The organism is Alloalcanivorax gelatiniphagus, assembly GCF_005938655.1.
Classification (GTDB): domain Bacteria; phylum Pseudomonadota; class Gammaproteobacteria; order Pseudomonadales; family Alcanivoracaceae; genus Alloalcanivorax; species Alloalcanivorax gelatiniphagus.
This window is the reverse complement of the sequence record NZ_VCQT01000037.1, coordinates 1-13956: the sequence shown is the minus strand read 5'-3', so window position 1 is coordinate 13956 and position 13956 is coordinate 1. Positions and strand designations below refer to the sequence as shown.

The following is a 13956-nucleotide window of genomic DNA, read 5'->3' as shown; positions in this document are numbered from 1 at the left end:
GGCTGAAGCCGCTCCTACGGAATCCGGGTTACAAACAAAAAACCGCCGGCATCGCCGGCGGTTTTTTTGCTTGGAGCTTGCGGCTTGAAGCTTGCAGCTCAAACCCGGTAGGTGGCGAAGGTCATCACCTTGCTCATCAGCGTCATGGCGCCGCGTACCGGCGGCGGCAGGGGCGCGCCGCCGGCGTCGCTGGCGGTGACCGCGTGCTTCAGCTCGTCGGAGCGCATCTGCTCCAGGATGGCGCGGCTGCGGCGGTCGCGCATCGGCAGGCGGGTCATATGGTTTTCCAGGTGGCGCACCACCTGATTCTCGGTTTCCGCCACGAAGCCCAGGCTCCAGCGGTCCCCGGCCAGGCCGGCGCCGGCGCCCAGGGCGTAGCTCATGGCGTAGAAAATCGGGTTCAGGCGGCTGGGCACCCCGCCCAGCTCGCGGATGCGGTCCTCGCACCAGGCCAGGTGGTCTTCTTCCTCCCGGGCCGCCTCCTCCATGGCGTGGCGCACATGGGGCAGGGTGGCGGTGCTGGCCTGGCCCTGGTACAGGCCCTGGGCGCACACCTCGCCGGTGTGGTTGATGCGCATCAGGCCGGTGACATGGCGCCGCTCGTCGTCGGACAGGGGGCCCTCGTCGCGGGCCTCCTGGAGCCCTTGGGGCTGGCGCTCGGCGTGGGCGGAGCCCGGCGTCAGGGTACGCATGGCGTTGTCCACCCGGCTGAGCAACCGGTCCAGGGGCGTTAGCTGTCGCTCGGTCATGACGGTCTCCGCAGCAGTGATGCCGGCATGCTAGCGCCAAAGGCGGCCACAGTGAAGCGCCGCGCGGGCCAGCCCGGCGGCGGATCAGTCCGGGTCCGACGGCTCGCCCGGGCGCCGGGTGAACTTCACCAGGGCATCGCGCAGCACGCCGATCTCCACCGGTTTCGGAATGTGGGCGTTCATGCCGGAGGCCAGGCTGCGCTCCCGGTGCTCGCGCAGGATATGGGCGGTGAGCGCCACGATCGGCACCGGCGCGCGCCGGGCCCGGCGTTCAAGCTCACGAATCCGCCGGGTGGCCTCGAAGCCGTCCATCACCGGCATCTCGCAATCCATCAGAATCAGGTCATAGCGGGTGGCGCTGGCCATTTCCACCGCCTCCAGGCCATTGGCGGCCAGGTCCGGGGTCAGCCCCAGCTTGTGCAGCATGCCGCGGATGACCTTCTGGCTGAGCTTGTGGTCCTCCACCACCAGCAGCCGCAGCCGTGGGTCCGGCATTGCCTGCGGGTTGCGCCGGACCGGTGCCTTGAGCCCCAGTTCTTCCGCCAGTGCCTGTTTGAGGCGCGGCGCCGACACCGGTTTGGGCAGTATCCGGCTGAGGCCGGCGTTGCGCGCCTCGGTGTCGTTGGGGGCGCCGCTGGCGCCGCTGAGCATGATCAGCACCGGCGGCTGGGCGATCACCGGGTCCTCGTGAATGCGCGCCGCCAGTTGCAGGCCGCTCATGCCCGGCATCAACTGGTCCACCAGCACCACGTCGTAGGGCTCGTTGATGTTGGCCTGGGTGCGTAGCGAGGCCAGCGCCTCGCGGGCGTCGTGGCTGGCGGTGACGCGCATGCCCCAGCTCAGCGCCTGGTGGCGGATCACCCGGGTGACGGTGGAGGAGTCGTCCACCACCAGCATGCTGCGGCCCTGCAGAATGTCATCGTCGGTGTCCGCCTTGGGCAGGTCCCGGTCCAGGGACGGCAGCGGCAGCACGAACCAATAGCCCGGTTCCCCGCCGTGGTCATCCCGGTGGCCATGGCGCCCGCCCATGGTGGTGATCAACTGCTCGGCGATCACCAGGTTGAGCCCGGCGCTGTCGCGCCGGCTGTCCTGCTCGCGCAGCTGCCGCAGGCCGCCGGCGCGCAGGGCGCTGCCGCTCAGCTCGAAGCGCACCAGGCCGGCCCGGCCGGTGGGTTCCAGGGAGATGTCGATGACCATCTCGCCGGGCTGGGCATGGCGGATCAGCGCCCCCACCAGGTTGGTGAGCACCTGCCGCAGGCGGCCCGGGTCGCCCTCCACCAGCGGCGGCACATTGGTGTGCACGTGGGTGATCAGCTCCACCTGCTTTTCCTCGGCGCGCTCTCGAAACAGCTCCACCGCCTCCACCAGCAGCTCGTGGATGTTGAGGGCTTCCCGGTCCAGTTCCAGCTTCTGGTCGGCGAGCTGGGAGTACTCCAGCACGTTGTTGATGATCTTCAGCAGGTTCTCGCCGGCGTTGCGGATGCTGCCCACGCATTCGCGCTGGTTCGGTGACAGCGGCGTGTCTTCCAGTATCTCGGCCATGCCGAGGATGCCGCTGAGCGGCGTGCGCACATCGTGGCCCATGCGCGCCAGGGTTTCCCGGCGGGTGCGCTCCACCGCTTCCGCCACCGCCTGATCCCGGCGCGCCTCGCTGACCAGCCGGCCGCGCCGGCGCTGCTGGATGCGCAGACCCACCGCCTGGATCAGCGCCGCCAGATTGACCGCCACCATCACGCTCAGCACCAGGTCATAGCCGCCGTCGGTGATCCCCAGCACCGTCAGGCAGGCCAGCACCAGCGGGCTGGCGATCAGCAGGGTGGTGCAGAAATACAGGCCGCTCTGGGGCGCCTCCCGGTGCCAGGCCTGGTAGGCCAGCAGCACCAGCAGCGCCGCCGCCGCCAGTGCCAGGCCGAAGGCCAGGCTGAGGCCGGTGACCGCCGGCAGCCAGGGCGCCACCACGATGCCGGTGCCGGCCAGCACCGAGGCCGCCAGCAGCAATTGGTGCAGCCAGGGGGCGTAGCGGCGGCTGTCCACGAAGGTGCGCCCCACGCCGCAGGCGCACAGCACCACCAGCATCACCGCGGCGATCTTCAGCTGCGGCAACCAGGGGCCCCAGAACGGACTGTGGGCGAGCTGACCGGAGGCGAACAGCAGCAGCGCCACCATCGCCACCAGGAAGCCGGCGTGGTAGCCATGGCTGGGCCCGCCGCGCAGCAGCGCCACCAGCACGTTATAGAGCGCCAGGATCAGCATCACGCCGAGCAGCATCCAATAGAGAATCTGGCGGGGGTCGTCGTCCACCGCGTCGGCCAGGTCGCTGAGCGTCACCGAGTAGAGCATGGAGCCACGGGGGTTGACCCGCCAATAGAACACCCGGGTGCGGTTGGGGGGCAGGTCGATCAGGTACATCGGGGTACGGTGCAGGAACCGCTCCCCGGCGTTGGCGGGCCGGTAGCCGTCGTCGTCCGGCACGAACAGGGTGCTGTCGTGGTAGTCGCGGGGCCCCAGCACAAGGGTCACCGGTTGGGGAGCCGGCAGTTCATTGCGCACCGCCACGCGAATCCACCAGGGGTGGTCGCTGAGCCCGAGCCGCTCCACGAAGCGGGCACCGGGGCGGAAGTCCCGGTCGTGGGCGCCGCTGGCCAGGGCGTCCACGGTGAGGCTGCCGTCCGGGTCGGCCAGGTATTCGGAGTAGATGGTGATGCGGGCCGGCTCCAGGGGGCCGGCGATCACATAGGGCGGTGGGGTATCCGCCCGGGCCGGGCCGGGGGCGGCCAGGCTGGCAAGTACCAGGCACAGAACCCACCAGCAGGCCGGTGCCACCGGGCCGCTCAGGTTAGCGAGGCGCGGCCGCCTCGGCGTGTTCTTGGTCCTGCGTGTCCCTGTCGTCATCGTCTCCCCGGTCCAGCACCAGGGCATCCAGCCCCGCTTCGGAGAGGATATAGGCTCCCAGCTCACTGCGTCGACCTTCCGCGCACAGCACATAGGTGAAAGCGCGCTCCAGACGGGGGGCCTGCTGGCGCAGTTCATGGAGCGGCAGGTTGCGGGCGCCGGGGATGGTGTCGTGGCGGGATTCCATGGGCAGGCGCACGTCCAGCAGCACCAGCGGCCGTTCGCCCTCCTGCACCAGGGTGTCCAACTGGTCCTCGCTGATGCGGCGGATCACCGCCGCCTGCAGCAGGGTCTGGAAGTCCGCCTTGTCCAGGCACATCAGCTCGCCGTCGCTGGTCATGGTGACGGTGGCGTTGCGCGGCTGATCGCTGATCAGGGCGTCCTCACCGAAGAACCGGCCGGCGGTCAGCGCCGCCAGCGGCTGGCTGCCGGTGGGGCCGGCCCGGGTGACCATGGCCTTGCCGCGTTTGATCACATAAAAGGTATCGCCGGGGTCGCCTTCCCTGATCACCGTTTCGCCGAGCTGCACCGGGCGCGGCTGGAATTTGACGAACAGCGCGTGCAAGCGAGCCGGCGGAATCTGCGCCAGCAGGCCGGAGGCGAGCAGGGCGTCCATCCAGTCGTGGTCGTCGGACTGTTCATCGGGCAGCAGGTCCGGGGCCTGGGTCCAGGCCATCAGCAGGTCCAGCTTGTCGCGGTCGATGCTATACAGCACGGTTTGACCGCGGGTGATGGCGTTGACGGTGTGGCGTGGATAGTTGTCCACCGCCAGATAGTTCTCGTCGTCGTCGGCGGCGAATACCCGCACGGTATAGCCGGCGTCGATCAGATCCAGCCCGCCCTCGATCAGAAAGAACGCCTTGTCCGGCGTCTGCCCGCGCTTGAACAGCAGGCGCCCGGCGGGCAGGCGCTGCACCGTCACCTGGTCGCGGATCTCCGCCAGATGGGATGGGCTGAGGCCGTCGAATGGAATGAAATGGCTCAGCCGGCTCATATCGGCGCCGTCGCCGTGCGTGGACGGCGGGCGCGTGTCGGGCCCGGTGGCGCTCATGGAACTCCCCCTTTTTTTGTCATTGCTGGCCGTCCCCCCAGGACGGTCAGCCTTCCACTGTAGGGACTTTCGCGGCGCCACGCACGGGGTGAGGCCGGCCAGTGTGATGGAGTCCGCGCCAGGGCCATGTAGGAGCGGCTTCAGCCGCGATCACCGGTGGTGCCATCTGCATCGCGGCTGAAGCCGCTCCCACAAGGCGTGGGTCTTACAGCAGCGCCAGCAAGGTGACGGCGGCGCCGCTGAGCATCAGCAGCAGGAACACCAGGCGGCGCATGGCGCGCTCACTGAGCGGCGGCGGGTAGCGGCGGCCCAGCCAGGCCGCCAGCGCCACCACCGGCAGGCTCATCAAGCCGGTGCGCAGAACGTCGGAGGTCAGGTCGCCGTTGGCGGCGACCACGGTGAGGCGGCCCAGGGAGGTGAGTGAGAACAGCGCCACCAGGGTCAGGCGCAGGGTGGCCGCCGGCACCGGCTGGCGGTAGAACTGGTAGACCACCGGCGGGCCGCCGATGCTGAACAGGCCGCCGAAGAAGCCGCCCAGGGCGCCGGCACCGATGAACGCCGGGGCCGAGGACAGGGTGTCGCGCTGGTCGGGCCGCCGCGCCATCACCGCGCCGGCGGCGAAGATCAGGCCGCCCAGCAACAGGTGCAGCAGGTGCTCGGCGTTGCGGTCCAGGTAGCCCAGGGCGAGCACGCCCAGGACCATGGCCGGCAGCCCGCCGGCCAGGCTCAGGATAATCAGGCGCCAGTTCACCTGGCGCAGACGGGGCAGCACCACCATCGAACCGAGCATCAGGTTCATGATGTTGAGCGCGGTGGCGGTGACCGGAATGGAGGCCACCTGGGTGAGAGTGACCACGGTGAGCACGAAGATGCCCAGGGCAAAACCGGTCACCGTCTGGATGTAGCAGCCGATCGCCACCGCCGCCAGGAACAGCGGGATAGACTCAGGCACGGTGGCGGGTCACCCCTGTTCCCGGGCGACCGCGCGGTAGCCGATGTCGGTGCGGTGGTAGGCGCCGCGCCAGGAAATCCGCGCCACGCCCTGATAGGCGTGCTTCTGGGCGTCGGCCACGCTGTCGCCCAGGGCGGTGACGCACAGCACCCGGCCGCCGCTGGTCAGCACCTTGCCGTCGGTGCCGCTGGTGCCGGCGTGGAACACCTTGACGGTGTCCGAGTCGGCGTCGTCCAGGCCGTGGATTTCATCGCCCTTGTCGTAGCTGTCCGGGTAGCCGCCGGCGGCCATCACCACGCCCAGGGTGGGGCGCGGGTCCCAGTCCGCTTCCACCTGGTCCAGCGCGCCGTCCAGGGCGGCCAGGCACAGGGCCGCCAGATCGGAGCGCAGGCGCATCATGATCGGCTGGGTTTCCGGATCGCCGAAGCGGCAGTTGTATTCGATTACCTTGGGCTGGCCGGCGCCGTCGATCATCAGGCCGGCGTACAGGAAGCCGGTGTAGGGCATGCCCTCGGCGGCCATGCCGGCCACGGTGGGGCGGATCACCTGGTCCATGATGCGCTGATGCACTTCGTCAGTGACCACCGGCGCCGGGGAGTAGGCGCCCATGCCGCCGGTGTTGGGGCCGGTGTCGCCGTCGCCGACGCGCTTGTGATCCTGGCTGGTGGCCATCGGCAGGATGTGTTCGCCGTCCACCATGACGATAAAGCTGGCTTCCTCGCCATCCAGGAACTCCTCCACCACCACCCGGTGGCCGGCGTCGCCGAACTTGTTGCCGTCCAGCATATCGCGCACCGCGTCCTCGGCCTCTTCCAGGGTCATGGCCACGATCACGCCCTTGCCGGCGGCCAGGCCGTCGGCCTTGATCACGATCGGCGCGCCCTGCTCGCGCACATAGGCGAGGGCTTCATCCATGTCGGTGAAGTTGCCGTAGGCGGCGGTGGGGATGGCGTGGCGGGCCAGGAAATCCTTGGTGAAGGCCTTGGAGCCTTCCAGTTGGGCGGCGGCCTTGCCCGGGCCGAAGCACTTCAGGCCCCGGCTCTGGAAGTAATCCACCAGCCCTTCCACCAGCGGCGCTTCCGGGCCGACGATGGTCAGTGCCACCCCTTCCCGTTCGGCAAGCTCCGCCAGACCCTGCTGGTCGAGCACGTCCAGGGCCACGTTTTCCACCTTGGCCTCGCGGGCGGTACCGGCGTTACCCGGCGCCACCAGCACCTTCTCCACGGTGTCCGCCTGGGCCACTTTCCAGGCCAGCGCATGCTCGCGGCCACCGCCGCCGATGATCAGGACTTTCATATCGAACCGCCTCTGAGCAGCTTCGCCGGAGGGCTTATGAATGACCGCCCGGCCGGTTGAACGTTACAAGTTGAAAGTTAAAAGTTAAAAGGGGGCCCCGGTGAGGGCTTGAACTTTCAACTTTCAACTTTCAACTGGTTTAATGCCGGAAATGACGCATGCCGGTGAACACCATCGCCATGTCCGCTTCGTCGGCGGCGGCGATGACTTCCTCGTCGCGGATCGAGCCGCCGGGTTGGATCACGCAGCGGATGCCGGTTTTGGCGGCGTTGTCGATGCCGTCGCGGAACGGGAAGAAGGCGTCGGAGGCCATTACCGAGCCTTTCACTTCCAGGCCGGCGTGCTCGGCCTTGATGGCGGCGATGCGCGCGGAATTGACGCGGCTCATCTGGCCGGCGCCGACGCCGATGGTCTGCCGGTTGCGGGCATAGACGATGGCGTTGGATTTGACGAACTTGGCCACTTTCCAGGCGAAGATCAGGTCGTGCATTTCGGTTTCCGTGGGCGCCCGCTTGGTGACCACTTTCAGGTCCGCCTCGGTGATCATGCCCACGTCCCGGTCCTGCACCAGCAGGCCACCGTTGACGCGCTTGTAGTCCAAACCCCGGGCGGTGGGGCCGTCGATCTCGCCGCATTCCAGCACCCGCACGTTTTTCTTGGCGGCGGTGAGGGCCAGGGCGTCCTCGCTCACTTTCGGGGCGATGATCACTTCCACGAACTGGCGGTCGACAATGGCCTTGGCGGTGGCCGCGTCCAGTTCCCGGTTGAAGGCGATGATGCCGCCAAAGGCGGATTCCGGGTCGGTGGCGAAGGCCAGGTCGTAGGCGTGTTCGATGCCGTCCAGGCTCACCGCCACGCCGCAGGGGTTGGCGTGCTTGACGATCACGCAGGCGGGCTTGGTGAACGATTTGACGCATTCCAGGGCGGCGTCGGTGTCGGCGATGTTGTTGTAGCTGAGCGCCTTGCCCTGCAGCTGGCGGGCGGTGGCCACGCTGGCGCCGGCGGGATCACGCTCCACATAGAAGGCGGCCTTCTGATGGGGGTTCTCGCCGTAGCGCATTTCCTGGGCTTTCTTGAAGTTCAGGTTGATGGTGCGCGGGAAGTCCTGGTTGTTTTCCCCTACCAGCTTGCCGAAGTGGTTGGCGATGGCGCTGTCATAGGCGGCGGTGTGCTCGAACGCCTTGATCGCCAGGTCGAAACGCAGGCCGGCGGACAGCTCACCCTGGTTGGCGTGCATGTCGTCCAGCACCCGGGCGTAGTCGGCGGCGTCGGTGACGATGCCCACATGGGCATGGTTCTTGGCCGCGGAACGCACCATGGTCGGGCCGCCGATGTCGATGTTCTCCACCGCCTCTTCCAGGCTGCAATCCGGGCGCGCCACGGTGGCCTCGAACGGGTACAGGTTCACCACCACCAGGTCGATGCGCTGGATGCCGTTGTCCGCCATCACCCCATCGTCCTGGCCGCGCCGGCCGAGAATGCCGCCGTGCACCTTGGGATGCAGGGTTTTCACCCGGCCGTCCATCATTTCCGGGAAACCGGTGTAATCGGACACTTCGCGCACCGCGATGCCGGCGTCCTTGATGGCGCGGAAAGTGCCACCGGTGGACAGCAGCTCGACGCCCTGGTCCGCCAGGGCCCGGGCGAAATCGACGATGCCGGTTTTATCGGAAACGCTGATCAGCGCGCGTTCAACGGCCTTGCTCATGGTTGCTCACCTTCGGTGTTACGCCGGCACGCCGGGCTCGGCGCGGGGCGCGCGTATATTCATGATTCAGAAAAGAAAAAAGGGCAGTGTCACTGCCCTTGGAAGCGAAGGCCCGCGGTTACAGCAGGCCGTATTGCTTGAGTTTCTTGCGCAGCGTGCCACGGTTCAGACCGAGCAGCTCGGCGGCCTTGGTCTGGTTGCCACGGGTGTACTCCAGTACTTTTTCCAGCAGCGGAATTTCCATTTCCGCCAGAACCATCTGGTAGAGCTCGCTGACCGGCTCGCCGTCGAGCTGGTTGAAGTAGTCGGCGAGGGAGCGACGCACGCAGTTGCGCAGGGTGTCGTGGGTCTCGCTGCGCGCCAGCGTCAGATGGGGTTTGCGTGATTCGGCGGTATTCATTTCTGTGAGTGTCCGTGCTGCAGCGGTCTTCATTGAAGAAAGGGTCATGCGGCCAATGCTCCGTCTTTTTTCCGAGCTGAGGGGTTCCGGGCAGACACCTCGCCATAGCAACCGAAGCGGACACGGTCGCCGAGGGCGTTGATCTCTTGGAATAACTGCTCAACGGCCCGCCGTTGTCGGCCGGCCTCTTCCAGCTTGTTGAACCCGCTCCGGAAAGCCTCGCCTCCGGGCAGGTACTGCGTGTACCACCCCAAATGCTTGCGGGCGATACGCACGCCGGTGTATTCCCCGTAAAAATGATGCAGGTCCGTCAGATGCGTGAGGACGCGCTCTCGCACTTCCTCGACCCGCGGTGCCAGGGGCAGCCGGCCATGCTCCAGGTAATGCAGGGTATCCTGAAAGATCCAGGGATTACCTTGGGCGGCGCGGCCGATCATAATACCACTGGCACCCGTGGATTCCAGTATCCGTTGGGCGTTTCGCGGTGATTTGATATCACCATTGGCGATAACCGGCAGGCTGACCGATTCCACCACCTCTCTGATGGTGTCGAACTCCGCTTCGCCATTGAACTTGTCGGCGCGGGTACGGCCATGAATGGCCAGAGCCTGGATGCCGGCCTGTTCGGCCAGCCGGGCGATGGCCACGGCGTTGCGGTGGTCCCGGTCCGGGCCGGTGCGGATTTTCAGGGTCACCGGCACCTCCACGGCGCCCACCACCGCCTCCAGAATCCGGGCCACCAGGTCCGGATCGGAAAGCAGCGCGGAGCCGGCGGCGCGCTTGCACACCTTCTTCGCCGGGCAGCCCATGTTGATGTCGATGATCTGGGCGCCCCGGTCCACGTTGGCACGGGCCGCCTCGGCCATCATCAGCGGTTCGCCGCCGGCGATCTGCACCGACACCGGGCCCGGTTCACCACGGTGATCCAGACGGTGCGAGGATTTGCGGGAGTTCCACAGGCGGGTATCCGAAGTCACCATTTCGGACACCACCAGACCCGCCCCCAGCTCCCGGCACAGGCGCCGGAACGGGCGATCCGTCACGCCGGCCATGGGCGCGAGAACCAGGGAGTTGGGAAGCTGGTGAGGGCCGATCCGCATGGCAACTCGTTCTGAAAAGCGTCGGGTTGGCAGGATTTCCGTTTCAGGGTGTCGCCTGAAAGAGGTTCACTGCCCCGCGCGGGGTGCGCGGGGGGCGACAATGATAGAGACCCGGGGCCCGGCTGGAAAGCCCCGCATGGTGTTCGCCGCCGGGCGGCGGTGTCAGGAAGCCCGGTCCGGCGCGGCGGGCGCCGCCCCGGCGGGCAGCAGGCGCAGGTCGTAATTGACCGCCGCCGGGCCCGGATCGGCGATTTCCAGGCCGATGTGCACCGGCGTGCCGGTGGGCATGGCGGCGCCGTCGGCCAGCTCGCCGCGCAGGTACTCCGCCGGCTGGAAACGGCGGGTCGCCACCACCTGGCCGCGCAGGTCGGTGAAGGTCAGTTCCAGGGCCGGGAACGGCTGCGGCCAGTCCGCTTCGTTGAACAGCAGGGCGTCCACCATCAGCGCGTCGCGGAAGCGCGGGTGGCTGCGCACCACCAGGTTGGCGCCGCGCAGCTTGGACGGATCGGACGCGGTGGGCAGGACGCAGCCCAGCAGTTCGCAGGCCTGGGCGTAGTAGGGGCGCCATTGCGGCTGGCGGGCCAGATCCTGAAAGTGGAAGGCGGCGTATTGGCCGCCCAGCACCAGCAGCGCCAACAGCGACAGAATCCCCCACTTGAGCATCACCGCCGGCCCCGCCGGCGGCGGCGCCACATAGTCCGGGTACTCCTGGCCGCCGCGCCGGCGGGCGGCGTTGCGGTTGAGGAAGTCGAACGGGTCCTGGTGGTGGTGGTCCGCGCCGTCATCGTCGTCCCGGGCCGCCGTATTGCGGTACAGAGGCGCGGTGGTTGGCGTTGTTGTGGCCGGTTTGGTGGCCGGCTTGGCGGCGGGCGCCGTGGCGCGGGCGGGAGGTGCGTCATCGTCTTCCAGGTCGCGCAGCAGGGCCTCGGCCCAGGACTCGTCGGCGCCTTCCTTGCCCGCCGCCCGGTGGTCGCCGTTGTCGTCGCCCAGGGCTTCCAGGTCGGCGAAATGGTCGTGCCGCTGGCCGCCGTCCAGGTCAATAAAGGCGTCGCTCAATTCCAGGCCGTCTTGCCGGTCGGAGGAAGACCCCAGCCGGGGCGGCTGGTCCTCCTGGCGGGGCGCGTCCCAGTGGTCGGCGTCTCCGGCCGGCGGGGCATCGCCGATCAGATGGTCGGTGGCCTGGAAGATCCGCAGGCAGGAACCGCAACGCACCGCGCCCCCGGCCTGGCCGAGATGCTCGTCGCTGATCTTGAACTGGGCGCCGCAATGCGGGCAGCGGGTTTTATAGGGGCCGGCCATGGTTCGACGTCTCGGCGGATCGGAGCAGGGTAAGGGAACTGAAGGTTGTACCGAACAAAGCGGGTCCCCCGCAAGGCTGGCGCGTGCCGTTTGCTACCTGGAACACGCCGGTCAGCGGCGCACGCCGTCGATGCGTACCCAGTCGCCGCGCTGGCGGGTGGGGGCCAGTTCGAACCAGGGGGCGTAGGCCTGGCGCACTGACTCCGCCTGGTCCGTCAGGATGCCGGACAGGGCCATGGGCGCGCCGGGCAGACAGCGGGCGGCCAGGGTGTCGGCCAGCTCGATCAGCGGGCCGGCCAGAATGTTGGCCACCAGCAGGTCGTAGCGCTGGTCGGCGGCGAGCGCCTCCGGCAGGTACAGGCTGAGTCGGTCGGCCACGCCGTTGGCGGCGGCGTTGTCGGCACTGGCGGTGAGGGCCTGGGGGTCGATGTCGGTGCCCACGGCGGACTCGGCGCCGAGCAGCAGGGCGGCGATCGCCAGCACCCCGGAGCCACAGCCGAAGTCCAGCACCCGGCGGCCGCTCAGGTCGGCACCGTCCAGCCACTCCAGGCACAGGGCGGTGGTGTCATGGGTGCCGGTGCCGAAGGCCAGGCCCGGGTCCAGCTTCAGGTTCACCGCGTGCGGTTCCGGGGCGTCGCTCCAGCTTGGCACGATCCATAGCCGCTGGCCGAACCGCATGGGCTGGAAGTCGTCCATCCAGGCCCGTTCCCAGGCCTGATCCGCCAGCGGTTCCACCCGGTGGTCGGCGAAGGTCAGGCCGCGCTCGCCGAGGGCGGCGAGCACCGCGTCCAGGTCGGCGTCGTCCTCGAACAGGGCGGTGACCACCGTGGTGTTCCACAGCGGGCGCGCCCCCGGCGGCGGCTCGAACACCGGCTGGTCGGCGCCATCGGTGAGCGTGACGGCGGCGGCGCCCAGGTTTTCCAGGGCATCCTGGAAGGTGTCCGCGTGGCGCGGGTCGGTGGCGATGTGCAGCTGCTGCCAGGGCATGGCGTCTCCGGGGGTTGGTGGGTCGGAACCGGGACCGCGCAGTGTAGCCCAGAGCGCCGATGAATGCCTTCGGCTGTGATGCGCATCGCTGGCGACGGGGATCATGGCAGGCGTATAGTTGCAGTCTGAATGTCGCCGCCGGCCCCGTGGCCGCGCGGCTCTGCCGGTGAGGAAACCCATGACCGAAAATATGGCGGAGACCATTCTGGCGGCGATGGCGTTGCTGGCCCTGGCCGTGCATGGCATCGGGCCAAGGCCGCTGTTCCCCAATGTGGGGCCACGGCGCCGGGCGGACGTGGAGAAGCGTCTGCTGCAGGCCATGGTGGTGGTGGCGATGGTGCTGGTGCCCCTTTGTGATGCCCTGCTGCCCTGGTTCGAGTTCGCCGATATCGTGTTTCTGGACGAGGTGGCCTGGGTCGGTTTGTTACTGGGCAGCGGCGCCATCTGGTTGTTCTGGCGGGCCGGCCGGGATGGTCAGCCGGCGCTGACCGAACGCGGCACCCTGCGCGGCCGTGGCGTCTATCGCTATCTGCGGCATCCGGTTTATGCCGCCATGTTGTTGTGGGCGCTGGCCCAGCTGCTGTTGTTGCAGAACTGGCTGGCCGGCCCGGTGGCGGCGGTGACCGTCGCCCTGGCGTATCTGTTGCGGGTGCCCCTGGAGGAGCAGCGCGACCTGGAGCGTCACGGGCATCGCTATCTCGATTATATGGAACGGACCGGGGGCGTTATTCCCCGGTTGACGCGTCCTCGATCCGATTGAGCCCGGATCGGAAGCGTTATCCACCTGGACGGAGTGTGCAGTCATGGTTCACATCCACCCCCTCAGCCGCGATCAACTGGATCGCGTGGTGGCCCATTCCCAGGTGGTGGAGCGGGATGGCCACGGCATCAAGGTGCTGCGGCTGGAGGACGGGCGTTATCTGAAGTATTTCCGGCGTAAGCGCTTCTTCAACCGGGAGCTGCTGTCGCCGGCGGCGGTGCGCTTCGCCCGCCATGCCCGGCGGCTGGAGCGGCTGCGCATTCCCACCCTGGAGGTGGAGAGCCTGCATCGCATTATCGGTGAGCCGCACACCGTGGCGGTGTACCAGCCGATGCCCGGGGACACCCTGCGGGCGTTGCTGGCCCGGGGCGAGACGGATTGCCAGCTGATGTATCGGGTGGGTGTGTTTCTGGCGCGGCTGCATCGCCAGGGCGTGTTTTTCCGGTCGGTGCATCCGGGCAATATCGTTATCGACGGTTTCCGTATCGGTCTGATCGATGTGCTGGATATGAAGGTGCGGCCCTGGTCCATGTCGCGCTGGGCCCGGCGTCGCAACTGGCTGCATTTTCTGCGTTGCGTGGAAGACCGGCCCCATTGGCGGCCGGAGCTGATCGATGCGTTGCTGTTCGGCTACCGGGACGCGGCGGATTTGCCATTGCGGGAGGTGGGGGAAGTGGCGGAGCGCATTCGCGACTTTCTGTCCTAGCGTGGCTTTCGGGTTGGGGTTCTCTAGAGAGGACGGCGGGAACGGTTTCCCCCGGC

At 68.1% G+C, this 13956-nt stretch carries 12 protein-coding genes; 2 read left to right on the top strand and 10 right to left on the bottom strand.

Annotated features, from left to right (window positions below; translation table 11 throughout):
- Positions 1-98: 98 nt before the first annotated feature.
- The 10 genes from coq7 to prmA form a co-directional block, all read right to left on the bottom strand.
- Positions 99-749, bottom strand: a complete 651-nt coding sequence (gene coq7 / locus FGS76_RS12295) for a 2-polyprenyl-3-methyl-6-methoxy-1,4-benzoquinone monooxygenase (protein WP_138772950.1) — start codon at positions 747-749, stop codon at positions 99-101.
- An 84-nt stretch (positions 750-833) separates the two neighbouring features.
- Positions 834-3572, bottom strand: coding sequence for a hybrid sensor histidine kinase/response regulator (locus tag FGS76_RS12290; RefSeq protein ID WP_240692529.1), 2739 nt, complete (start codon positions 3570-3572; stop codon positions 834-836).
- A gap of 13 nt (positions 3573-3585) precedes the next feature.
- On the bottom strand, positions 3586-4692 hold the full coding sequence (locus FGS76_RS12285; protein WP_240692528.1) for a cyclic nucleotide-binding domain-containing protein: 1107 nt from the start codon (positions 4690-4692) through the stop codon (positions 3586-3588).
- Positions 4693-4897: 205 nt separating this feature from the next.
- On the bottom strand, positions 4898-5644 hold the full coding sequence (locus FGS76_RS12280) for a TSUP family transporter (protein WP_138772948.1): 747 nt from the start codon (positions 5642-5644) through the stop codon (positions 4898-4900).
- 9 nt (positions 5645-5653) lie between these two features.
- Positions 5654-6940, bottom strand: coding sequence for a phosphoribosylamine--glycine ligase (purD, locus tag FGS76_RS12275; RefSeq protein ID WP_138772947.1), 1287 nt, complete (start codon positions 6938-6940; stop codon positions 5654-5656).
- A gap of 139 nt (positions 6941-7079) precedes the next feature.
- Positions 7080-8648 carry a bifunctional phosphoribosylaminoimidazolecarboxamide formyltransferase/IMP cyclohydrolase gene (purH, locus tag FGS76_RS12270; RefSeq protein ID WP_138772946.1) on the bottom strand — a complete coding sequence of 523 codons (1569 nt, stop codon included), beginning with the start codon at positions 8646-8648 and terminating at the stop codon, positions 7080-7082.
- Positions 8649-8766: 118 nt separating this feature from the next.
- On the bottom strand, positions 8767-9048 hold the full coding sequence (gene fis / locus FGS76_RS12265; protein WP_138772945.1) for a DNA-binding transcriptional regulator Fis: 282 nt from the start codon (positions 9046-9048) through the stop codon (positions 8767-8769).
- 44 nt (positions 9049-9092) lie between these two features.
- The gene (gene dusB, locus FGS76_RS12260) at positions 9093-10148 is read right to left on the bottom strand and encodes a tRNA dihydrouridine synthase DusB (protein WP_138772944.1); all 1056 of its coding nucleotides are present in this window, start codon (positions 10146-10148) and stop codon (positions 9093-9095) included.
- A 162-nt stretch (positions 10149-10310) separates the two neighbouring features.
- Positions 10311-11447: a DUF3426 domain-containing protein gene (locus FGS76_RS12255; protein WP_138772943.1), complete on the bottom strand. Its 1137-nt coding sequence runs from the start codon at positions 11445-11447 to the stop codon at positions 10311-10313.
- Between the two features lie 111 nt (positions 11448-11558).
- Positions 11559-12434 (bottom strand): 50S ribosomal protein L11 methyltransferase, encoded by an 876-nt coding sequence (gene prmA, locus FGS76_RS12250; RefSeq protein WP_138772942.1) that lies wholly within the window; start codon positions 12432-12434, stop codon positions 11559-11561.
- Between the two features lie 178 nt (positions 12435-12612).
- Between prmA and FGS76_RS12245 the strand changes: the two genes are divergently transcribed.
- Together FGS76_RS12245 and FGS76_RS12240 are read left to right on the top strand one after the other, a co-directional pair.
- Positions 12613-13194 carry an isoprenylcysteine carboxylmethyltransferase family protein gene (locus tag FGS76_RS12245; protein WP_138772941.1) on the top strand — a complete coding sequence of 194 codons (582 nt, stop codon included), beginning with the start codon at positions 12613-12615 and terminating at the stop codon, positions 13192-13194.
- Between the two features lie 43 nt (positions 13195-13237).
- The gene (locus FGS76_RS12240; RefSeq protein ID WP_138772940.1) at positions 13238-13900 is read left to right on the top strand and encodes a BUD32 family EKC/KEOPS complex subunit; all 663 of its coding nucleotides are present in this window, start codon (positions 13238-13240) and stop codon (positions 13898-13900) included.
- Positions 13901-13956: the final 56 nt, after the last annotated feature.